The following is a 21088-nucleotide window of genomic DNA, read 5'->3' as shown; positions in this document are numbered from 1 at the left end:
GATGACAGCAAAGGAGGTCCGCAAATGATACTGCAAGACAAGATGGTCATTCGAAGCAAACGTCAGCTTGCTGACCGCATCATGGAAATGGAGCTGGAAGGGGAACTGGCGGCGGAAATCACATCGCCCGGCCAGTTCGTCCATATTCGGGTAACCGATACATATGAGCCGCTGCTCCGCCGGCCAATTTCAATCGCTTCCTATGACAGGGACCGCCGGCGGATGACGATCATCTTCCGGGCGGAAGGAAGAGGGACGCAAATCCTTGCGGAAAAAGCTGTGGGTATCTCCGTCGACGTACTCGGACCGCTCGGGAACGGGTTTCCGAGCGGGCAGCCGAAGCCGGGCGAAACGGTACTGCTGGTCGGCGGAGGCATCGGGGTGCCGCCGCTCTACCAGCTGTCGAAAGAGCTGACAGCTGCGGGTGTCCGTGTTGTCCACGTGCTCGGGTTCCAGACGGCATCCGCCGTCTTCTATGAACAGGAATTCTCAGCACTCGGCGAAACGCGGATCGTCACAGCTGACGGCACTGCCGGCGAGAAGGGATTCGTGACGGATTCCCTACGTGCGCATCCTGTCGATTTCTCTGTCTATTATACATGCGGACCGACACCTATGCTGTCCGCAGTGCAGGAGGCGTATGCCGGCAAACCCGGCTACCTGTCATTCGAGCAGCGGATGGGCTGCGGCATAGGCGCCTGCTTCGCCTGTGTCTGTGAAACGAAAGAAACTGACAGCCGGCCGTACGTCAAAGTCTGTTCGGACGGACCGGTATTCCCAGCAGGGGTGGTGGCCATATGAACCGGTTGGCGGTGGAACTGCCGGGCCTGTCACTGAAGAACCCGATCATGCCGGCATCAGGCTGTTTCGGCTTCGGCAAGGAGTACGGCAATCTGTATGATCTGTCCCAGCTCGGCGCGATTATGATCAAAGCGACGACTCTGGAGCCGCGCTTCGGAAACCCGACGCCGCGTGTCGCAGAAACGGCAGCCGGCATGCTGAATGCCATCGGCCTGCAGAATCCCGGCCTGGCCAGCGTGCTGCAGGATGAACTGCCGCGGCTTGCAGAGATCGACGTGCCGATCATCGCGAATGTCGCGGGTTCCGAAGTGGCTGATTATGTCCAGGTGGCGGAAGCGATCTCACAAGCGCCGAACGTCCAGGCGCTGGAACTGAATATCTCGTGTCCGAATGTCAAATGCGGAGGGATCGCATTCGGCACGGATCCGGTTCTCGCCGGCGAACTGACGGCGGCGGTCAAAGCCGTATCGTCCGTGCCTGTCTATGTGAAATTGTCGCCGAATGTCGCGGACATCACTGTGATCGCACAAGCTGTCGAAGCAGCCGGTGCAGACGGACTGACGATGATCAATACACTTGTCGGCATGCGGCTCGACCGGAAAACCGGCAAGCCTGTCATCGCGAACAGGACAGGAGGGCTGTCCGGCCCTGCGGTGAAGCCCGTCGCGATACGGATGATCCATGAAGTGAGCCGGGCAGTCGGAATCCCGATCATCGGAATGGGGGGCGTGACGGACACAGGGGACGTCATCGACTTCCTGTCGGCGGGCGCAAGCGCGGTCGCCGTCGGTACGGCGAACTTCGTCAATCCGTTCGTCTGCCCGGAGATCATCCGCGAACTGCCGGCAGCGCTTGATGAAATCGGGGCAGCCACGGCAGCGGAGTTAATCGGAAGGAGCCACAGAGTATGAATACATCACCGATCATCGCACTCGATTTTGAAGACGGACAGTCGGCCATGACCTTCCTCGAGCCGTTCGAGACAGGAACGTTCGTGAAAGTCGGGATGCAGCTGTTCTATAAGGAAGGTCCTGCAGTCGTCCACCAGCTGAAAGAGAGAGGGTTCGACGTGTTCCTCGATTTGAAACTGCATGATATCCCGAATACGGTGAAGTCGGCGATGACTTCAATCGCTCAGACTGGCGCGGATCTGGTCAATGTCCACGCGGCTGGCGGTGCGGCCATGATGGAAGCGGCGCTGGAAGGGCTTGACAAGGGGACGGCGGCAGGGGGACGGCGCCCTTCGCTCATAGCGGTGACACAGCTCACCTCCACCACCGAAGAACAGATGCAGCGTGAACAGCTGATCGGACGGACGCTTGATGAGTCCGTTCTGCATTATGCAAAGCTCGCGCAGACAGCCCGCTTGGACGGCGTCGTGTGCTCTGTCCTGGAGACAGGGAAGATCGCCGATGCCTGTGGGAAGGAATTCCTGAAAGTGACGCCGGGCATCCGGATGGCGGATGATGCGGCGCACGATCAGAAGCGGATCGCAACCCCAACGCAGGCGAGGGAGCTCGGATCGACACATATCGTCGTCGGCCGGTCGATCACCCAGGCGGCGGATCCGCTCACAGCCTATCGGGAAATCGTGAATCAATGGAAAGGGATGGATGGACGATGATGAAACAGGAGATTGCAGAAATATTGCTGAACGCGGAGGCTGTGACACTCAGTCCCGACGAGCCGTACACATGGGCGTCCGGCATCGAGTCGCCGATCTACTGTGACAACCGGCTGATCATGTCCGACCCGGCCGGACGGCGCCGGGTGGCGGAAGGGCTTGCGGAGATCATCCGCAAACAGTATCCAAACACAACAGTCATCGCGGGAACAGCGACAGCAGGAATCCCGCACGCTGCCTGGGTTGCGGACATCCTTGGCCTGCCCATGGTCTATATCCGGTCGAAAGCGAAAGGGCACGGACGCAGTAAACAGATCGAGGGCCGTGTGAAACCGGAGGACCGCGCAATCATCGTGGAAGATCTCATTTCGACAGGGGGCAGCAGTCTGACGGCAGCGGCAGCACTCCGTGATGAGGGTATACCCGTGGAAGGGATCGTCTCCATCTTTACATATGGTCTCGACAGCGCCGATCAGGCATTCGCGGAAGCGGATCTGACGTATACAAGTCTGACGGATTTCGATGCGCTGGCCGAAGTGGCGGCACGCACAGGCGCCATCCGCCAGGAATCCCTGGCTCCGCTGAAGGACTGGCACGGCAGATTGAAGACAGGGGCACTGCACAATTGACAGGAAGCAGGGATGGCCTCCCCTGCTTCTTTTTTGGTTCCAGGAAGGAATGATATCTTGATCGGCTGGAAAAGCATCCTGCGGGGAAGGAAGCGGAGATCATCGAGAGTTTGGCCGCGGGAGTGGGGCTGGACGGAGGCTGATTGTGAAGTTATGAGCGCAGCGGGCCTGTTTATGATCACTTTCGGGGTTTTATGAGCAGATCCGGACGTTTATGAGCGGAATCCTGGTTTTATGATCACTTTTCCGGATTTATGAGCGGAATGGTCTGGTTTATGATCACTTTCAAGTTTCCCGGGGCGTCCCTGCTGCAAGGACCGCCAATAACCACTGGGAATACGAAAAAACCGGCGGGGCTGCTGCCCTGCCGGTGTGCTGATCATGCTTTCAGTTTGCGGACGAGGTCCTCGTCCGGTGTGACATAGACCGTCTGCTGTTCAAAGTAGATAACAAAGCCGGGTTTCGAGCCGTTCGGCTTTTTCACATGCCGCACTTCCGTGAAGTCGACCGGCACGGAAGCGGAGCCGCGCGCTTTGCTGAAATAGGCAGCAAGTGCTGCCGCCTCCTGGATCGTCCCGTCATCGGGCTGTTCGTCATGGATGACGACATGGGAGCCCGGGATGTCCTTCGTATGCAGCCAGATATGATTGCGGGCGGCCAGCTTCGATGTCAGCCAGTCGTTCTGCCGGTTGTTCTTGCCGACGGAGATCTTGGTGCCCGACGTCGACACGTAGGACTCCGGCATCGGCTTTTTCGGCTTCGCTTTCTTCTTGCCTTTCCGTGCTTTCATCAGCCCGAGATCTGCCAGTTCATCCCGGATTTCGTCGATATCATCGGTCGATGCCTGCATGACCTGCTGCTTCACCATTTCGAAATAGCTGATGTCCTCGGCTGCCTTTTCGAGCTGGTCGGCAATCTGGATCAATGCATTTTTCGCTTTTGCATATTTCGAGAAGTAGCGCTGGGCATTCTCGATGACCGTCTTGCGCGGATCGAGCGGGATGGTGACCGTCGTGCCCTGTTCATAATAGTTGTCGACTTCCGCTTCCTTCTGCCCTTTCCCGATTGCATAGCTGTTCGCGGTCAGCAGTTCGCCGTAGAGCTGGAACGTATCGAGCCGCCCGGCATCCTTGCGTTCCTTCTCGAGTTTCTGGACTTTCAGTTTCAATTTCGCGATCTCGTTGTCGAGCCAGCGCTCGAGATCGGCGGCCTGCGCCTTCACCCGCTCACGGACCGCACGTGCAAAGTACACTTTGTCGAGCAATTCGCCGAGAGTCGGATAGAGCGTCGGCGGCTGACCGGTGAAGGTCAGATCCGCTGCCGAGAACAGCAGCTTGCCGTCCTTCTCGACTGCATTCGGTCTGAATGGACCGTCCGAGAAAGTGCGCACGAATTCATTGTACACATCGAATGCCCGCGGGCTGTCCGCATTGTGCATCCGGTACAGCAGCTCCTCGGCGTGGACGGGAGAGAAGCCGGACAGACGGCCGACGACCGCTTTCGGCGAGTCGAATTCCGGCAGCAGTGTGTCGAATTCCTGTTCCGTCAGTTCGAACGGATCGAGTTTGTCCTGGGCGGGTGCCGGTACATACGGCTGGCCCGGCATGATGGTCCGGTAGCTGTTGACCGCAGGCGGCAGGTGCTTCAGACTGTCGACGATCATATTGCGTTCCGGATCGATCAGCACAAAGTTGCTGTGCCGGCCCATGGTCTCGAAAATGATTTCGCGTTCCATATCATCGCCGATTTCGTTTTTCGAACGGATCCTGAATGTAAGGATGCGGTCCGTGCCTGTCTGCCGGACAGCGGTCACCGTGCCCCCTTCCAGGTGTTTCCGCATCGTCATGCAGAACATCGGCGGTTCCGATGGGTTCTGGATCGTCTCTTCCGTGAACTGGACACGTGCATAGGAAGGATGGACCGAAAACAGCAGTTTCCGGTTCTGTCCCTCAGCACGGATGACCAGCACGATCTCCTGGGCGTTCGGCTGATGGATCTTCGTGATCCGGCCGTTTTCGATTGCTTGCAGTTCGCGTCTCATCGCGGTTGTGAACAACCCGTCAAATGCCATGTGAATTCCTCTTTCTTTTCGTTTTCTCCATTTTAGCACTAGACGGCTGACATATGGTATAATACGAATACATTCTTCGGATCGTTCCCGGTCAGGGCTGATTTGAAAAGAAAGACTATAGTTTAGAAGAGGGATTCCATGTTTAAACAACGAGGGCTTTTGATTGTCCTGTCCGGCCCCTCGGGTGTCGGAAAAGGGACTGTCCGGAAAGAACTGTTCACACAGCCGGATACGAATTATGAATATTCGATTTCGATGACGACGCGGCTGCCGCGGGAAGGCGAGACGGATGGCGTCGACTATTATTTCCGTCCGCGCGAGGAGTTCGAACGCCTCATCGCGGAGGGCAAGCTGCTGGAGCACGCCGAGTATGTAGGGAACTACTACGGGACGCCGCTCGATTATGTGAACGAGACGCTCGACTCCGGTCGGGATGTCTTTCTCGAAATCGAAGTGGTCGGCGCAGCGCAAGTGCGTGAAAAGATGCCGGACGGACTGTTCATCTTCCTGGCGCCGCCGAGCCTGTCGCATCTGGAGCAGCGGCTCGTCGGCAGGGGCACGGAAGTACTCGAAGTCATCGCATCGCGCGTTGCAAAAGCGCGGGACGAACTCGAGATGATGGATCTGTATGATTATGTCGTGGAGAACGACGAAGTCTCGAAAGCGTGCGACCGCATCAACGCCATCGTCACAGCGGAGCACTGCAGACGAGAACGTGTCGAAGAACGCTATTTAGCTATGCTGGAAGGGGAATGAAACCAATGCTGTATCCATCGGTAGATTCACTGAAAGAGAAGATCGATTCGAAGTACACGCTCGTATCACTGGCAGCGAAGCGCGCCCGTGATATCCAGGAAAACCATAACGAAGAGACGATGAAGTACAGATCGCACAAAAATGTCGGCAAAGCACTGGAAGAAGTTGCAGCCGGCCTGCTGAACAAGCAGAAGACCGATGATTCGATCGTCTATGAAGACGAGATCTGAGAACTCCCAAGCTGAATAAGAAATGGACGCTCCCTTAGAAATCGATTTTCTTGGGGAGTTTGTCATTTTTGGAAAGGATTGAACATCTTGCTGACAAACAAAAAGATCTTACTTTGCGTGACAGGCGGCATCGCAGTCTATAAGGCGGTGGCACTCGTGAGCAGACTGAGCCAGGCAGGTGCGGCGGTCAAGGTGGTCATGACGGAATCCGCCACGGAATTCGTCCGGCCCCTGTCGTTCCAGGTCATGTCCCGGAATGATGTCTATACGGATACATTCGATGAGAAGGACTCCTCCGTCATCGCGCATATCGACCTTGCCGACTGGGCAGACCTGATCATAGTCGCTCCGGCGACCGCGAATGTCATCGGCAAGCTCGCGAACGGGATCGCGGACGATATGGTCACCACACTGCTGCTTGCGGCGACAGCCCCGGTCTGGATAGCGCCGGCCATGAATGTCCATATGTACGAGCATTCGGCAGTCCTGCGGAACATCGACCGTCTGGCGCGTGACGGCTATGAATTCATCGAACCGTCGGAAGGGTTCCTGGCCTGCGGCTATGTCGGCAGGGGACGTCTCGAAGAACCCGAGAAGATCACAGAACTGGCCGCTGCCTTCTTTACAGAGCAGCCGCAGCGTCCGCTTGCGGGCAAGAAAGTGGTCGTGACAGCCGGCCCCACCCTGGAACGGATCGATCCTGTGCGGTACATCTCCAATTTTTCAAGCGGCAAGATGGGCTATGCGATGGCGGAAGCCGCAGTCGCACTGGGGGCGGACGTCGTCCTGATCACAGGGCCGGTTGCACTCGATCCTCCTGAAGGTGCGGCGGTTGTCCGTGTCGAAAGTGCTGCTGAAATGCTGGAAGCCGTGCTTGCGCAGTATGATGATGCCGATTATGTCGTGAAATCGGCGGCTGTCGCGGATTATCGCCCGCAGACCGTGCATCCGAACAAGATGAAGAAGAAAGAAGGCAATTCGGTGCTGGAACTGGAACGCACGGCCGATATCCTGAAAACACTCGGTGACCGGAAGACGCACCAATGCCTCATCGGGTTCGCAGCTGAGACGGATGATGCGATCACGTACGGAAAAGGGAAACTCGCTTCGAAAAACCTGGATTGGATCATCGTCAACGACGTGACGGATCCGTCAGGCGGTTTCGGAAGCGATTCGAACGTCGTGACCCTCCTGTCGAAAGACGGCAGTGAAACACCGTTTCCCGCCATGGAAAAACGGGCGCTTGCGAAGGAGCTTCTGACAGCTGTCGCGGCGCAGGGATCTGATGCGCAATGATCGCAGAAGTGATTGTGGATGTTGCCGCCTATCCGATCGACAGGCCTTTCGACTATAAGATCCCGGAACTGTTCCGCGGATTCGTCGAGCCCGGCATGCGGGTCAAAGTGCCATTCGGTCCGCGCAAAGTGGCAGGTTATGTCGTCGGGCTGAAAGAGACGAGCGGTCTGGATGAGACCAAGCTGAAGTCCGTCGAGCAGCTCATCGATTTCGAACCGGTCCTGTCGCCGGAACTGCTCGAAATGTCGAAATGGCTGGCGGAAGATACGCTCGCCTACCGGATCGATGCCCTGCAGGTCATGCTGCCGGCAGCGATGCGTGCGAAGTACGAGAAATTCATCGTCGCTATGAAGCCCGATGGGATCCAAGGCGAGGCACTCATGGATATGATGGGCGGCAGGGAACGGGTGCCGCTGAAAATGGCGGATACCCCCGAATTGCTGAAACAGCTGAAGGCCGCCGCAGCGAGCGGAGCGGTCCGTGTGGAAACACTCGTCAAGCAGCAGACCGCGGTCAAGAAAGTCCGTATGATCACCATCCAGGATGCGGCTTCGATCGAGGGGGTTCTGTCCGGGCTGTCCAGACAGGCAGCCAAACAGCGCAGGCTCCTTGAGTGGATGCTCAGCCATGCAGGTGAATCGATGGAAGCCGGACGTCTGCTGAAAGAGGCGGACGTCACTGCGACCGTCCTGAAAAGTGTGATCGACAAAGGGGCGGCGCAGGAGAATAAGACAGAAGTGTACAGGGAGCCGGAAGATGTCCGCATGGAAGAGGCTGCCGTCCCCCGTGAGCTGACCGCCCATCAGCAGGAGGCGGTCGGGCAGGTGACGGACGCATTCCGTAACGGACAGGACAGCGTATTCCTTCTCCACGGCATTACCGGCAGCGGCAAGACGGAAGTCTATCTGCAGACGATCGAGGAAGTCGTGAAAAACGGCCGGGAGGCGATCGTCCTCGTGCCTGAGATCTCCCTGACCCCGCAGATGACATCGCGTTTCAAGGAACGTTTCGATGATCAGGTCGCTGTCATGCACAGCGCCCTTTCTGCGGGCGAGAAGTATGATGAATGGCGAAGGATCCACCGGAAGGAAGTGAAAGTGGTCGTCGGCGCAAGGTCGGCTGTGTTTGCTCCTTTCGAAAATCTGGGCATCATCATCCTGGATGAAGAGCACGAATCGACCTACAAGCAGGAAGACTCACCGCGCTACCACGCGCGCGACGTCGCGATCTGGCGCGCTGCCTACAACCGCTGTCCGGTCATACTTGGCAGCGCAACCCCTGCACTTGAATCGTATGCACGCGCTTCGAAAGGGCTCTATCACCTTCTAGAGCTGCCTGTCCGGGTGAAAGAGCTGGCACTCCCGTCCGTCCATGTTGTCGATATGCGGAACGAACTGAAGGAAGGCAACAGGTCGATGTTTTCCGTCCCTCTCGCCGAAGCGATCCGGGAACGGCTGGACAGGCATGAGCAGACCGTGCTGTTCCTGAACAAACGCGGATTCTCTTCTTTCGTACTGTGCAGGGACTGCGGCACGACGATCCAATGCCCGAACTGCGACATCTCCCTGACCTACCACCGGGCCAGTGAAAGCCTGAAATGCCATTACTGCGGTCACGAAGACGCGGTTCCGCAAGAATGCCCGGAATGCGGCAGTGAGCATATCCGTTTCTTCGGCACAGGGACGCAAAAGGCGGAGGAAGAGATCGGCCGCCTGTTCCCGGAAGCCCGTGTACTGCGGATGGACGTCGACACGACAAGGCAGAAAGGGTCGCATGCCCGCCTCCTGCAGAAGTTCGGTGAAGGGAAAGCGGATATCCTGCTCGGCACCCAGATGATCGCAAAAGGGCTCGATTTCCCGAACATCACGCTCGTCGGCGTGCTCGCAGCCGACACGACCCTCCACCTGGCCGACTTCCGGGCTGCCGAGAAGACGTTCCAGCTGCTGACGCAGGTGAGCGGGCGGGCCGGCAGACATGAACTGGAAGGGGAGGTCTTCATACAGACCTATACCCCTGAACACTATGCGATCGAACTGTCGAAGGCCCAGCTCTATGAGCCGTTCTATGCGATGGAAATGGGGGCGCGCAAGCAGTTCGGCTATCCGCCGTTCTACTATATCGTCAACATCCAATTCAGCCATGAGAACCTGCTGAAAGTCGTCGAGTATGCTGAAAAGGCGGCACGTTTCCTGACAGAGAGGCTCAGTCCGGAAAGTGTGCTGATCGGACCGACAGCATCGGCGGTCAGCCGGGTGAATAATAGATATAGGTACCAATGTCTGATAAAATACAAAAAAGAACCGAAACTGACAGAGACACTGCAGGCGCTCATCCGTCATTACCGCACCGGATGGATCAAAGACGGGCTCCTGCTGTCTGTGGATAAATCCCCGGTCGTCATCTATTGACGGGGCGAGAAAAGAGGAATTCGTTTGACTGTACTGGAAATCGTGAAATACCCTGACAAAATACTTGAAACGAAAACAGCGGAAGTCGTGAAGTTCGACCGCAAGCTGCACAAACTGCTCGATGACATGATGGAAACGATGATCGCATCAGACGGTGTCGGCATCGCAGCGCCCCAGGTCGGACAGTCGATCAGGGCGGCCATCGTCGATATCGGCGAAGGGGATCCGCCGATCGAGCTCATCAATCCTGTCATCACCGCAGTGGGCGGGGAAGACACCGATCTTGAAGGATGCCTGAGCTTCCCGGATCTGTATGGAGAAGTGAAGCGGCCGTTCTTCGTGCGGGTGGAAGCACAGGAACGGGACGGCTCCCTGTATGAACTCGAGGCGGAAGGCTATGAAGCCCGGGCGATCATGCACGAGATCGATCACTTGGACGGCATCCTGTTCAATACGAAAATCAGCCGCATTGTCGATGCTTCGGAATTCGACGAACCGGATGAAACGCTGGCGGCGTTAGGAGAGGACGTGACGGAAAATGAGTAGACTCGTGTTCATGGGCACGCCTGATTTTTCAGTGCCCATCCTGCGTATGCTCCACGAAGAAGGCCACGAGATTGCAGCAGTCGTAACGCAGCCGGACCGGCCCGTCGGACGCAAGCGTGTCCTGACCCCGCCGCCTGTGAAAGCGGAGGCGCTGCGTCTCGGACTGCCTGTCATCCAGCCTGAAAAGCTGAAAGGATCAGAGGAACTTGCAGAGATCATCGCACTTGAGCCGGATCTCATCGTCACAGCCGCTTTCGGCCAGCTTCTGCCGAACGATTTGCTGGATGCCCCGAAACTCGGCTGCATCAACGTGCACGCCTCACTGCTGCCGGCCTACCGCGGCGGTGCGCCGATCCACCAGGCCGTCATGGACGGCTGTGAAGAGACCGGCGTGACGATCATGTACATGGTGCAGAAGCTCGATGCCGGGGACATGATCTCACAAGTGAAAGTGCCGATCACGGAGACTGATGATACCGGCAGCATGTTCGGCAAGCTTTCGGCTGCCGGTGAACAGCTGCTGAAGGAGACGCTGCCCTCCATATTGGAAGGGACGAACGAACGGATCCCGCAAGACGAGACGCTCGTGACATTCGCCCGCAATATCAGCCGCGAACAGGAACGGATCGACTGGAACCGGCGCGCGCGGGATATCCATAACCAAGTGCGCGGCCTGTCGCCATGGCCGACAGCCTTCACGACCTTCCGCGGGGAAAACGTGAAGATCTGGAAAACCGAAATGGCCGAAGGTTCAGCGGACGGAGCTGCCGGTGACATCACGGATATCCAGAAAGACCGGATCATCGTCCGGGCCGGCGACGGAAATTCCGTCGCCATCACGGAGCTCCAGCCTGCCGGCAAGAAGCGGATGACGGCATCGGTCTTCCTGAACGGTTCCGGAAACGACTGGAAAAAAGGGGAGCGTTTCGTATGACGGCAAAGAAGAAGACGATCTGGAAAGGGAATGTCCGTGACGCTGCCCTCTCGATCCTCCTCGAAGTGAGCCGCAATCAGGCCTACAGCAACCTTCTGCTGACGAGGACGTTCGAAACGTATGATATCAAAGACCAGGACAAAGGGCTCCTGACGAATTTGGCGTACGGCACACTGCAGCGCAGACTGACGCTCGATTACTATCTCGAGCCGTTCATCAAAGGGAAGCTTGATGACTGGGTGCGTGAGCTGCTGCGCCTGTCGCTGTATCAGATTGTGTACCTGACGAAGATTCCGCCCCACGCGGCCGTCAACGAAGCCGTCGAAATTGCGAAGCGGCGCGGTCATAAAGGCACGGCGAGCCTGGTCAACGGTGTGCTCCGTTCCGTCTTGCGGCAGGGCGTCCGCTCGATTGATGATATTCCCGACGAGACGAAACGGCTTGCCCTTGCAACGAGCCATCCTGAATGGCTGATCCGCAGATGGATCGACCAGTACGGCATGGAAGAGACCCAGCGGATGGCGGAAGCGAACAACATCCCGCCGGTCAATACAGCGCGTGTCAACACGGTTCACACGACAGTGGAGAAAGCGCTCCATCAGCTGAAGAGCGAAGGGGCGAAAGCCGAAATCGGCAAAGTGGTCCCTGAGGCGATCTACTGCCATAGCGGCAATGTCGCTAATACGTATACGTACACGAAAGGCTGGCTGACCGTGCAGGACGAAAGCTCCATGCTGCCGGTCTACGCACTGGATGTGCAGCCGGGCATGAAAGTGCTCGATATGTGTGCGGCACCAGGCGGCAAGACGACTCAGATCGCAGAGCATCTGGCGGATACCGGTGAAGTCCATGCACATGACCTGCATGAGCATAAGCTTGAACTGATCGAACAGAACGCGGACCGGCTCGGACTGAAATCGATCTGGACATCGAGCGGCGACAGCCGGGAACTCAGGGATGTGTATGAAGCGGAATCGTTCGACCGAATCCTCGTCGATGCACCGTGCAGCGGTCTCGGTGTCATCCGTCGCAAACCGGAAATCAAGTACAACAAGACGGAACAGGACGTCGAATCGCTTGCCGAAATCCAGGCGGAACTGCTGGAGACGGCATGGACACTCGTTAAACCGGGAGGCAAGATTGTCTACAGTACATGCACGGTGGATAAAACCGAGAATGACGGCGTTGTCCTGCATTTCCTCGAACGGCATCCGGAAGCTGAAAAGGAAGTGCCGGAATTTTTCCGGGAGGCCGGTCTTTCAACACCGAATGGCATGCTGCAAGTGATGCCGCACCACTTCGGGAGCGACGGCTTCTTCGCAGCGGCCATCGTGAAGCCGGAGCTTGAGCAGTAAAGTCAGAAATGATTGGGGGAAACGATATGCTGTTCAGTGTTCGGACGGACATAGGCAGGAAACGTACGTTCAATGAAGATCAGGCTGCTGTATTTGAACTTGATGACGGAACCGTACTCGCCGTCATAGCAGACGGGATGGGCGGCCATCGGAGCGGTGATGTAGCGAGTGCAATGGCGGTCAGGCTGATGGGGGAACTTTTCAGCGGACTCCGCGGCCATACTCCCGGGCATGCCGAGAAATGGACAGCCTGGCTGGATGACTGTGTGCGGGACGTCAACCGGCTCATTTATGAGAAAGCGCAATCATCTGCGGAACATGAAGGGATGGGGACGACACTGGAAGCAGCCGTCTTCCAGGGCGGAAACTGCTACATCGCACATGTGGGGGACAGCCGTGTCTATAAAATCCGCGCTAATACGATCACACAGATCACAAAAGATCATTCCTACGTCAATGAGCTGCTCGCAAGCGGTGAAATTACGGAAGCTGAGGCGGAAGTCCATCCTCAGCGAAATTGGATCATGAGAGCTGTCGGTTCCGAACGCAGCATCCGGCCTGATTTCTATCACGTCCCATTTGAGTATGGCGACTGTCTGCTCATGTGTACGGACGGGCTGAGCAACAAAGTCGATGAAGGAACGATGCGGGAACTGATCGAAGCGGATGGTACGGTGGACAGCAAAGTAACGAAGCTGATCGATCTTGCGAATGAACGGGGCGGAGAGGATAATATCACAGCGATCCTGCTCACACTCCCTGAACAGGGAGCGGATGCTATATGATCGGTAATCGGATCGGGGACCGCTACGATATCATCGGCACGATCGGCGAAGGGGGCATGTCGAAAGTCTACCTGGCGCATGACCTTATCCTTGACCGTGACGTCGCCATCAAAGTACTTAATTATGAATTTGCGCACGAAGAAGAGCTGAAACGCCGTTTCCAGCGGGAGGCGCTGTCCGCGACAAGTCTAACCCACCCGAACATCGTCAATATTTTTGACGTGGGTGAAGAGGGAGAACTCCATTATCTTGTAATGGAATATGTCAAAGGCATGACGCTGAAGCGCTACATACTCGAGCAGGGCCCGCTTTCGCCCGAAAAGACGATTCCGATCATGCTGCAGCTGACAGCCGCGATTTCAAATGCACACCATAACGGCATTATCCACCGTGATGTCAAACCGCAGAACATCTTGATGGACGAAGACGGGAATGTGAAGATCACCGACTTTGGTATCGCCATGGCGCTGACAGCGACGTCGCACACGAAAACGAACTCCGTCCTCGGTACGGTCCACTATCTTTCGCCGGAACAGGCACGGGGAGGCATGGCGACGAAGAAGTCCGATATCTATTCACTTGGCATCGTTTTCTACGAGCTGCTGACCGGAAAGCTGCCGTTTTCCGCGGAATCCGCCGTGGCAGTCGCATTGAAGCATCTTCAGGAAGAAACTCCATCCGTCCGTGCGGAACACCCGGAAATCCCGCAGAGCGTGGAGAATATCATCCTGAAGGCGACGGCGAAGGATCCGCGCCACCGATACGTATCCGCAGATGCCATGTATGAAGATTTGCAGACATCCCTGAGTCCGTCGCGCGCGCGCGAAGCGAAATTCACGCTGCCCTTTGATGAGGATGAGACCCGGGCCCTGCCAGTCATCAAAGATGTGCCGCAGCTGATCGATCCGGAAGAGACAGTGAAGCTCGATCCTGTGAAACCTGCACCGAAGCAGCCGAAATCGGATCCTTTGAAAAAGAAGCGGAAAAAGTGGCCTTGGCTGGTCGCCGTGTTCCTGCTGCTGATTGCAGCCGGAGCGATTCTGTATCTGACGGGCGTATTCGATCAGCAGGCGACCGTACCGGATGTCCTTGGCAAGACGGAAGCTGATGCAATCGCCCTGCTCGAAGAAAATGGGCTGGTTGTCGACGGCAAAGCAGTCGAGCAGCCTTCTGAAGAGTACGAAGCGGGTGAAGTTTTCCGGACAATCCCGGAAGCGGGCAAGGAACGGGACAAAGGGAGCGCTGTGAAACTGTATGTCAGCACCGGCAAGGAGACAATGACCTTCAGTGACTATTCCGGACGTGAATACAAGTCCGTCAAAGAGCGGCTGGAAACGTATGATTTCCGTTCCGTGGAGGCCGAAGAAGTGTACGACGACAAACCGGAAGGGACGATCCTGAGTCAGGATCCTGAGCCGGATACGGAAGTCGTACCGAGCGAGACGGATGTCGTCTTCACCATAAGCAAAGGGCCTGAGCTCGTTACATTGGAGAGCCTCACCGGCTACACCGATGATCAGCTCAATGCCTATGCAAAATCATCCGGCTTCAACATCACCGTGAAAAAGCGCACGCATTCCGACAGCATCCCGGAAGGACAGGTCCTGAGCCAGGATCCTGCAGCGGGGCAGTCCCTGCCGATCGGAGCGAAAGTCGATGTCATCGTCTCGAAGGGTCCTGCACAGAAACCTGTCAAGCTGTACGTGAAACGCATCAAGATCCCGTATGAAGAGGCTGCTCCGGATGGGTCGGATGAAGACGGGGAAGACGAGGACAAAAGGGAGCCGCAGACCGTCCGCATTTATATCCAGGACAGGTCCCATTCAATGACGGACCCTGCAGAGAAGTTTGACATCACGGAAGACACCGAAAAACAGATTACCGTCGAGCTGGAAGAAGGCCAGCGGGGCGGCTACAAAGTGATGAGAGGTTCCACTGTAGTGGATGAAAAGACATTCGATTACAAAGACATTCAATAAGAAAGAGGGATAGGATGCCGGAAGGACAAATTCGAAAAGCGCTCAGCGGTTTTTATTACGTGAACGATGAAGGGGCCACGGTCCGTTCCCGGGGACGCGGCGTATTCCGGAAACGGAAAATCACCCCGCTCGTCGGCGATTGGGTGACCTATGTGCAAGAAGGCGGAGAAGACGCCACAATCACCGAAATCCACCCGAGAAAGAATGAACTGGTGCGCCCCCCTGTTTCCAATGTGGACATCGCGCTGCTGGCTGTTTCCATCGTCGAGCCGGCGTTCAGTCCCGGACTGCTGGACCGGTTTCTCGTGCTTGTCGAATCGCACGGAATCGAGCCCATCATCTGCCTGACCAAGAAGGACAAAGCTGCGGCTGCGGAATTGGAAACTGCAGAACAGTGGGCCGGCTACTACAGATCCATCGGCTATCCGGTCCTTATGACGTCAATCGGCGATCCGGAAATCCTTGACCTCCTCAACCCTTATTTGAAAGGGAAGACAGCGGTTCTTGCCGGCCAGTCGGGTGTCGGGAAATCGACGCTGCTGAATACGCTGCTGCCGGAGCTGCTGCTCGAGACAGGGGTGATTTCGGAATCCCTCGGGCGCGGTAAGCATACGACCCGTCATGTTGAACTGCATGAAGTGGCAGGCGGTCTTGTTGCGGATACGCCGGGCTTCAGCTCACTCGAGTTCGACACGATGGAAAAAGAGGAGCTGGGCAGCTGTTTCCCGGAAATCGCGGCCGCGTCCGAGCAGTGCAAATTCAGAGGCTGTCTGCATTTGAAAGAGCCTTCCTGTGAAGTGAAGCGGCAGGTGGGATCCGGTCAGATCCTGCAGAGCCGCTACGATAACTACCTGCAGTTCCTGCAGGAAATCATGGACAGAAAGCCGAGGTATTAATAGAATGATCAAACTGGCACCGTCAATCCTATCAGCGGATTTCGCGAAATTAGGAGAAGAGATCAAAGAAGTGGAGCGGGGAGGCGCGGACTGGATCCATGTCGATGTAATGGACGGTCATTTCGTCCCGAACATCACGATCGGCCCGCTGATCGTCGAGGCGATCCGTCCGGTGACGGACCTGCCGCTCGATGTCCATCTGATGATCGAGGAACCGGACCGATATATCGAACAGTTCGCAAAAGCGGGCGCCGATTATATCACCGTCCATGTGGAAGCGTGCCGTCATCTGCACCGCACCGTCCAGCTTATCCGGTCGTTCGGTGTGAAGCCGGGCGTCGTGCTGAATCCCCATACCCCGGTGGAAACGATACAGCATATTCTGGAAGATATCGACCTGGTGCTGTTCATGACCGTCAATCCGGGATTCGGCGGGCAGAAGTTCATCCCGTCTGTCGTACCGAAAGTGAAGCAGTTGTCCGATATGCTGAAAGAACGCGGCCTGTCCGTAGACATCGAGATCGATGGCGGTATTACACCTGAAACGATCGGTGTCTGTGCGGAAGCGGGAGCTACTGTCTTCGTTGCAGGGTCCGCCATCTACAATAAGGAAGACCGCGCAGCGGCCATCCGCGATATCCGCGAAGCTGGCGAGCGGGCACTCGGCAAGTGAAGACGATCATCATATGTGCAGGAGGGCCGGAGGATGAACTGATTCCTCTGGCTCCTTTTGCAGAAGAGGATGCCTGTTTCATCGGAGCGGACAGGGGAGCTGTCCATCTGCTTAAGGCGGGGATCACGCCGGCGGCGGCTATCGGGGATTTCGATTCAGTGACAGCTGAGGAGTTTGCGGCAATCGAAGCGTCGGGCTGCCCGGTCGACCGCTGGCCCGCAGAGAAGAACGAGACGGATACGGAGCTGGCACTGCAGACGGCTCTCCAAATGGATCCCGGCCGTGTGATCATCACAGGCGTGACCGGCGGCCGTCTGGATCACATGTTTTCGGCCATCCAGCTGCTCGGACGGTATGCAGCCCTGCAGACAGGGACAGAACTGCTGCTGGCCAACCGGCAGAACGAAATGAGGATTCTGCATGCCGGCTCTTCGGAAGCCGTCCGCAATGCAGCCTATCCCTATCTGTCATTCTTCCCGCTGACCGAAACCGTCGAAGGGCTGACACTGCGGGGTGTGAAATATGAAGTGACCGGCGAAACGATGCATTTCGGTGACACGCGCTTCACGAGCAATGAAATACTCGGACCGTCCTGTACTATCTCATTCCGCACGGGCATATGTTTAATGGTAAGGAGCTCAGATTCCTGAAAGGAGTGGGAACTTGCGGATTTATACATTTACATTGCCTAAGTTTGTCAGCGGAATTGTACGGAAGTGCATGGTGGTGTTCTCGAAAGAGGAAACAGCGAAAGCGAAGACGAAACCAGCTGCCGCTTCAGCGAAGAAACGGAAAAAACGCAACGAAAAAACGCCGGGCTGACCACAGCCTGGCGTTTTCTTTACGTTGCGGTCTATTATACACGCTGAACTTTACCTGATTTGAGTGCGCGGGCAGAAACCCATACACGCTTCGGCTTGCCATTTACAAGAATACGGACTTTTTGAAGGTTTGCACCCCAAGTACGTTTGCTGGAGTTCATTGCGTGGGAACGGTTATTCCCCGAGCGTGCTTTGCGACCTGTAATTACACATTCTTTAGCCATTTTATAACCTCCTCGCGAATGATGATTAATATAATTCGCATACTAGAACAATTTATCATATCCACAAGAGGCTTGCAAGCTTTTTTCACTGTTCTTTCAAGTAGTATTCCTTTACACGACAAAGAAAACGCTTGCTTTCTTTTCTTATAAGGGGTGATATAGTACAATGATGACAGTGAAACTGGATGCAGGAGGGATCGTGGCATGTCAATTCAATTGGAAAACGATTATGGCAAGATTGATATAACGAATGATGTGATCGCCCGGGTCACCGGTGAAGCTACAGTCGAATGTTATGGTGTTGTCGGCATGGCGTCCAAGCACCAGATTCGGGACGGGCTTACTGAAATATTGCGCAAAGAGAATTTCAGCAGGGGCGTCATCGTAAGAAACGCAGGGGCCGATATGCAGATCGATCTGTACATTATTGTCGGATACGGGACGAAAATCACGGAAGTTGCCTACCAGGTGCAATCCAAAGTGCAGTATACACTGAAAAAAATACTCGGATTGACGATTGGTGCCGTCAATATTTACGTACAGGGCGTTCGTGTAACGAACCTGTGAAGGAGGAACACAGTTCAATGAAGTCGATCGATGGACAGAAGTTTGCGGAAATGGTGCAGATGGGTGCACATCACCTCAAACAGAATGCAGATTATGTAGATTCTTTAAACGTATTCCCGGTGCCGGATGGCGATACAGGGACGAATATGAATTTGTCGATGACCTCCGGGGCGAAAGAGACGGCGGCGAACAGCTCCGGGCACCTCGGCAGGACATCACAGGCGCTGTCGAAAGGACTGCTGATGGGCGCGCGGGGCAACTCAGGTGTCATCCTGTCTCAGCTGTTCAGAGGATTCGGGAAAGCGGTCGAAGATAAGGAGACCCTGACAGCGGGTGAATTTGCCGCTGCTCTTAAGTATGGCGTGGAAACAGCCTATAAAGCGGTCATGAAACCTGTCGAGGGCACGATCCTGACAGTTGCCCGTGAGGCGGCACAGCAAGCTGTGGAAACAGCTGCGGAAAGCGATGACCTGATCCAAGTGATGGAGGCGACAGTCGCTGAAGCGAAACAATCGCTGAAACGGACACCGGATCTGCTCCCTGTCCTGAAGGAAGTCGGCGTTGTCGACAGCGGCGGCCAGGGGCTCGTCTATGTGTACGAAGGATTCCTCGCTTCGCTGAAAGGGGAGGAACTGCCGGAGCGTACAGTTGTCCAGTCGATGGATGAACTTGTCAGTGCAGAGCATCACCGCAGCGTCCAGGGATTCATGGACACGGCGGATATCCAGTATGGCTACTGTACGGAATTCATGGTCAGGTTCGAAGAGGACAAGACGAAAGACCATCCGTTCGATGAAACCCAGTTCAGGCAGCAGCTGAGCGAACTCGGTGATTCGCTGCTGGTCATTTCCGATGAGGAGATCGCAAAAGTACATATCCATACGGAAGACCCGGGTGACGCACTGTCATACGGTCAGACGTTCGGTTCCCTCATCAACATCAAGATCGAAAACATGCGCCAGCAGCATATGGATATCGTCGGTAGCCCGGCGTCCGGAAATGCGGGCAAGGAGCCTGCTGCGAAGCATCCGTATGCCATCGTGACCGTCGCCATGGGCAGCGGAATCGCTGAATTGCTCAGGAGCATCGGGGCTTCCTATGTCATCGAAGGCGGCCAGACGATGAATCCGTCGACGGAGGACATCGTGAAGGCGATCCGGGAAGTCGGCGCTGAGCGGGTCCTGATCCTGCCGAACAACAAAAACATAATCCTGGCAGCCGAGCAGGCAGCGGAACTTGCGGGCATCGAGGCGGCAGTCGTGCCGACAAAGACGGTCCCTGAAGGGCTGGCGGCAATCCTGGCATTCAATCCGGAAGCGCAGGTCTCCGCGAATGCCAAAACGATGACAGCAGCAGCGGCAAGTGTGAAGACCGGTCAGGTGACGACCGCAGTGCGCGACACGACAATCGACAATGTCTCGATCCATAAGGACGATTATATGGCGATTGCGGACGGTAAGATCACGATTGCGACACCGTCACTTGAAACGACGATGAAAGCCCTGATCGGTGAACTGATTACTGAAGATGACGAAATTGTCACGATCATCTATGGGGAAGACGTGTCGGAGAAGGAAGCGGAAGAGATGGCCGCCTACATCGAAGGGCAGTCCTCCAACGTGGAGATCGAGCTGTACAGCGGCAGGCAGCCATTGTACCCATATATCCTTTCAGTGGAATGATGTAAAACGACAAAAGCGTCCCAGCCTTGCTGGAGGCGCTTTTCCTATGGGCATAGACGTTCGTGATTTTTGTTATCCGGCCGTTTTTCGTGTAGAATGGAAACTAGGAAGATGTGTAAAAAGGGGGAGTTTTCGTTGAAATATAGATCCGTATTTGAAATCATCGGTCCTGTCATGATCGGTCCGTCATCATCCCATACAGCAGGTGCTGCCAGGATCGGACTAGTTGCACGCGATCTGTTCGGCAGGCAGCCGGATTGGGCGCGTATCCATCTGTATGGATCGTTCGCCGAAACCTACAAAGGGCATGGAACGGACGTAGCGATCATCGGCGGCCTGCTCGGATATGACACATTCGACGAACGCATCCGGACAGCTTTCGACGATGCGGGGAAACTCGGCATGTCCTTTGAATTCATCGCAGAAGAGGAAGAGGCGGATCATCCGAACACCGCAAAGCTTGTGATCGGCGATGACGAAGGTGTCATGGAACTGGTCGGGATCTCAATCGGCGGCGGCACAATGGAAGTCGTTGAGCTGAATGGTTTCACACTGCGGCTGTCAGGTCATTTCCCGGCGCTTCTCGTCGTCCATGATGACCGTGCAGGTGTCATCGCAAATGTCTCGAACGCTATTGCCGCCCAGGATATGAATATCGCACATATGGAAGTCGGCAGAAAAGAGAAAGGGAAGATGGCGCTGATGGTCATCGAAGTCGATCAGGTCGTGACCGATGAGCTGATCGAGCAGCTGCGTGCTCTTCCGAACGTCACACAAGTTTCGACATTGGCAAACTGAGGAGGCGGACAAC

Annotated in this window: 22 protein-coding genes; 20 read left to right on the top strand and 2 right to left on the bottom strand. The window is 56.0% G+C overall.

Features of this window, described 5'->3' with window-relative positions; all coding sequences use genetic code 11:
* The first annotated feature begins 24 nt into the window (after positions 1-24).
* From BN1190_RS10850 to pyrE, 4 genes are read left to right on the top strand one after another with little or no spacing between them, the layout of a single operon-like run.
* Complete coding sequence (locus BN1190_RS10850) at positions 25-801, top strand: dihydroorotate dehydrogenase electron transfer subunit (protein ID WP_040286915.1); 777 nt, start codon at positions 25-27, stop codon at positions 799-801.
* Entirely contained in the window at positions 798-1712 is a 915-nt protein-coding gene (locus BN1190_RS10845) for a dihydroorotate dehydrogenase (RefSeq protein ID WP_040286914.1), read from the top strand. Before BN1190_RS10850 ends, BN1190_RS10845 begins: the two co-directional genes overlap by 4 nt.
* The gene (gene pyrF, locus BN1190_RS10840) at positions 1709-2425 is read left to right on the top strand and encodes an orotidine-5'-phosphate decarboxylase (RefSeq protein ID WP_040286913.1); all 717 of its coding nucleotides are present in this window, start codon (positions 1709-1711) and stop codon (positions 2423-2425) included. Before BN1190_RS10845 ends, pyrF begins: the two co-directional genes overlap by 4 nt.
* Complete coding sequence (gene pyrE, locus BN1190_RS10835) at positions 2425-3054, top strand: orotate phosphoribosyltransferase (protein WP_040286912.1); 630 nt, start codon at positions 2425-2427, stop codon at positions 3052-3054. Before pyrF ends, pyrE begins: the two co-directional genes overlap by 1 nt.
* Positions 3055-3433: 379 nt before the next feature.
* Here the strand turns inward: pyrE and BN1190_RS10830 are convergent, their stop codons facing one another.
* Positions 3434-5125 carry an Rqc2 family fibronectin-binding protein gene (locus BN1190_RS10830; protein WP_040286911.1) on the bottom strand — a complete coding sequence of 564 codons (1692 nt, stop codon included), beginning with the start codon at positions 5123-5125 and terminating at the stop codon, positions 3434-3436.
* Positions 5126-5263: 138 nt separating this feature from the next.
* Between BN1190_RS10830 and gmk the strand changes: the two genes are divergently transcribed.
* The 13 genes from gmk (at position 5264) to spoVM (ending at position 17805) form a co-directional block, all read left to right on the top strand.
* On the top strand, positions 5264-5881 hold the full coding sequence (gmk, locus tag BN1190_RS10825) for a guanylate kinase (RefSeq protein ID WP_040286910.1): 618 nt from the start codon (positions 5264-5266) through the stop codon (positions 5879-5881).
* 5 nt (positions 5882-5886) lie between these two features.
* Positions 5887-6111 (top strand): DNA-directed RNA polymerase subunit omega, encoded by a 225-nt coding sequence (gene rpoZ, locus BN1190_RS10820; protein ID WP_040286909.1) that lies wholly within the window; start codon positions 5887-5889, stop codon positions 6109-6111.
* 87 nt (positions 6112-6198) lie between these two features.
* Positions 6199-7407 carry a bifunctional phosphopantothenoylcysteine decarboxylase/phosphopantothenate--cysteine ligase CoaBC gene (gene coaBC, locus BN1190_RS10815; RefSeq protein ID WP_040286908.1) on the top strand — a complete coding sequence of 403 codons (1209 nt, stop codon included), beginning with the start codon at positions 6199-6201 and terminating at the stop codon, positions 7405-7407.
* Positions 7404-9815: a primosomal protein N' gene (gene priA / locus BN1190_RS10810; RefSeq protein WP_040286907.1), complete on the top strand. Its 2412-nt coding sequence runs from the start codon at positions 7404-7406 to the stop codon at positions 9813-9815. Before coaBC ends, priA begins: the two co-directional genes overlap by 4 nt.
* A 24-nt stretch (positions 9816-9839) precedes the next feature.
* Positions 9840-10361, top strand: a complete 522-nt coding sequence (gene def, locus BN1190_RS10805) for a peptide deformylase (RefSeq protein ID WP_052461796.1) — start codon at positions 9840-9842, stop codon at positions 10359-10361.
* The gene (gene fmt / locus BN1190_RS10800; RefSeq protein ID WP_040286906.1) at positions 10354-11295 is read left to right on the top strand and encodes a methionyl-tRNA formyltransferase; all 942 of its coding nucleotides are present in this window, start codon (positions 10354-10356) and stop codon (positions 11293-11295) included. The genes def and fmt overlap by 8 nt, the downstream gene beginning before the upstream one ends.
* Positions 11292-12650: a 16S rRNA (cytosine(967)-C(5))-methyltransferase RsmB gene (gene rsmB / locus BN1190_RS10795; RefSeq protein ID WP_040286905.1), complete on the top strand. Its 1359-nt coding sequence runs from the start codon at positions 11292-11294 to the stop codon at positions 12648-12650. The genes fmt and rsmB overlap by 4 nt, the downstream gene beginning before the upstream one ends.
* Before the next feature lie 26 nt (positions 12651-12676).
* A complete protein-coding gene (locus BN1190_RS10790; protein WP_040286904.1) occupies positions 12677-13435 on the top strand; it encodes a Stp1/IreP family PP2C-type Ser/Thr phosphatase in 759 nt (252 codons plus the stop codon).
* On the top strand, positions 13432-15414 hold the full coding sequence (pknB, locus tag BN1190_RS10785; RefSeq protein ID WP_040286903.1) for a Stk1 family PASTA domain-containing Ser/Thr kinase: 1983 nt from the start codon (positions 13432-13434) through the stop codon (positions 15412-15414). Before BN1190_RS10790 ends, pknB begins: the two co-directional genes overlap by 4 nt.
* A 14-nt stretch (positions 15415-15428) precedes the next feature.
* Positions 15429-16310 carry a ribosome small subunit-dependent GTPase A gene (gene rsgA, locus BN1190_RS10780; RefSeq protein ID WP_040286902.1) on the top strand — a complete coding sequence of 294 codons (882 nt, stop codon included), beginning with the start codon at positions 15429-15431 and terminating at the stop codon, positions 16308-16310.
* A 4-nt stretch (positions 16311-16314) separates the two neighbouring features.
* On the top strand, positions 16315-16983 hold the full coding sequence (gene rpe, locus BN1190_RS10775) for a ribulose-phosphate 3-epimerase (protein ID WP_040286901.1): 669 nt from the start codon (positions 16315-16317) through the stop codon (positions 16981-16983).
* A complete protein-coding gene (locus BN1190_RS10770; RefSeq protein WP_040286900.1) occupies positions 16980-17633 on the top strand; it encodes a thiamine diphosphokinase in 654 nt (217 codons plus the stop codon). Before rpe ends, BN1190_RS10770 begins: the two co-directional genes overlap by 4 nt.
* Before the next feature lie 13 nt (positions 17634-17646).
* On the top strand, positions 17647-17805 hold the full coding sequence (spoVM, locus tag BN1190_RS10765; protein WP_144036086.1) for a stage V sporulation protein SpoVM: 159 nt from the start codon (positions 17647-17649) through the stop codon (positions 17803-17805).
* Between the two features lie 34 nt (positions 17806-17839).
* Here the strand turns inward: spoVM and rpmB are convergent, their stop codons facing one another.
* The gene (rpmB, locus tag BN1190_RS10760; protein WP_082023348.1) at positions 17840-18028 is read right to left on the bottom strand and encodes a 50S ribosomal protein L28; all 189 of its coding nucleotides are present in this window, start codon (positions 18026-18028) and stop codon (positions 17840-17842) included.
* A 204-nt stretch (positions 18029-18232) separates the two neighbouring features.
* Here rpmB and BN1190_RS10755 point away from each other — a divergent pair, with 204 nt between their 5' ends.
* The 3 genes from BN1190_RS10755 to sdaAB all read left to right on the top strand — a co-directional run bounded on the left by BN1190_RS10755 (position 18233) and on the right by sdaAB (position 21075).
* Positions 18233-18595 (top strand): Asp23/Gls24 family envelope stress response protein, encoded by a 363-nt coding sequence (locus BN1190_RS10755; protein ID WP_040286899.1) that lies wholly within the window; start codon positions 18233-18235, stop codon positions 18593-18595.
* Positions 18596-18612: 17 nt separating this feature from the next.
* A complete protein-coding gene (locus BN1190_RS10750) occupies positions 18613-20277 on the top strand; it encodes a DAK2 domain-containing protein (protein WP_040286898.1) in 1665 nt (554 codons plus the stop codon).
* Between the two features lie 135 nt (positions 20278-20412).
* Complete coding sequence (gene sdaAB, locus BN1190_RS10745; protein ID WP_040286897.1) at positions 20413-21075, top strand: L-serine ammonia-lyase, iron-sulfur-dependent subunit beta; 663 nt, start codon at positions 20413-20415, stop codon at positions 21073-21075.
* Positions 21076-21088 lie beyond the last annotated feature (13 nt).

Source organism: Sporosarcina koreensis, assembly GCF_000826145.2.
GTDB classification, from domain to species: Bacteria; Bacillota; Bacilli; order Bacillales_A; family Planococcaceae; genus Sporosarcina; species Sporosarcina trichiuri.
The sequence above is the reverse complement of the archived record's forward strand: the minus strand, read 5'-3'. Positions and strand labels throughout refer to the sequence as shown.

Bases quoted from the DNA above. Each gene is read 5' to 3' on its own strand.
- BN1190_RS10850 (WP_040286915.1), top strand. From the start codon at position 25: ATGATACTGCAAGACAAGATGGTCATTCGAAGCAAACGTCAGCTTGCT.
- BN1190_RS10845 (WP_040286914.1), top strand. From the start codon at position 798: ATGAACCGGTTGGCGGTGGAACTGCCGGGCCTGTCACTGAAGAACCCG.
- pyrF (WP_040286913.1), top strand. From the start codon at position 1,709: ATGAATACATCACCGATCATCGCACTCGATTTTGAAGACGGACAGTCG.
- pyrE (WP_040286912.1), top strand. From the start codon at position 2,425: ATGAAACAGGAGATTGCAGAAATATTGCTGAACGCGGAGGCTGTGACA.
- BN1190_RS10830 (WP_040286911.1), bottom strand. From the start codon at position 5,125: ATGGCATTTGACGGGTTGTTCACAACCGCGATGAGACGCGAACTGCAA.
- gmk (WP_040286910.1), top strand. From the start codon at position 5,264: ATGTTTAAACAACGAGGGCTTTTGATTGTCCTGTCCGGCCCCTCGGGT.
- rpoZ (WP_040286909.1), top strand. From the start codon at position 5,887: ATGCTGTATCCATCGGTAGATTCACTGAAAGAGAAGATCGATTCGAAG.
- priA (WP_040286907.1), top strand. From the start codon at position 7,404: ATGATCGCAGAAGTGATTGTGGATGTTGCCGCCTATCCGATCGACAGG.
- fmt (WP_040286906.1), top strand. From the start codon at position 10,354: ATGAGTAGACTCGTGTTCATGGGCACGCCTGATTTTTCAGTGCCCATC.
- rsmB (WP_040286905.1), top strand. From the start codon at position 11,292: ATGACGGCAAAGAAGAAGACGATCTGGAAAGGGAATGTCCGTGACGCT.
- BN1190_RS10790 (WP_040286904.1), top strand. From the start codon at position 12,677: ATGCTGTTCAGTGTTCGGACGGACATAGGCAGGAAACGTACGTTCAAT.
- pknB (WP_040286903.1), top strand. From the start codon at position 13,432: ATGATCGGTAATCGGATCGGGGACCGCTACGATATCATCGGCACGATC.
- rsgA (WP_040286902.1), top strand. From the start codon at position 15,429: ATGCCGGAAGGACAAATTCGAAAAGCGCTCAGCGGTTTTTATTACGTG.
- rpe (WP_040286901.1), top strand. From the start codon at position 16,315: ATGATCAAACTGGCACCGTCAATCCTATCAGCGGATTTCGCGAAATTA.
- rpmB (WP_082023348.1), bottom strand. From the start codon at position 18,028: ATGGCTAAAGAATGTGTAATTACAGGTCGCAAAGCACGCTCGGGGAAT.
- BN1190_RS10755 (WP_040286899.1), top strand. From the start codon at position 18,233: ATGTCAATTCAATTGGAAAACGATTATGGCAAGATTGATATAACGAAT.
- BN1190_RS10750 (WP_040286898.1), top strand. From the start codon at position 18,613: ATGAAGTCGATCGATGGACAGAAGTTTGCGGAAATGGTGCAGATGGGT.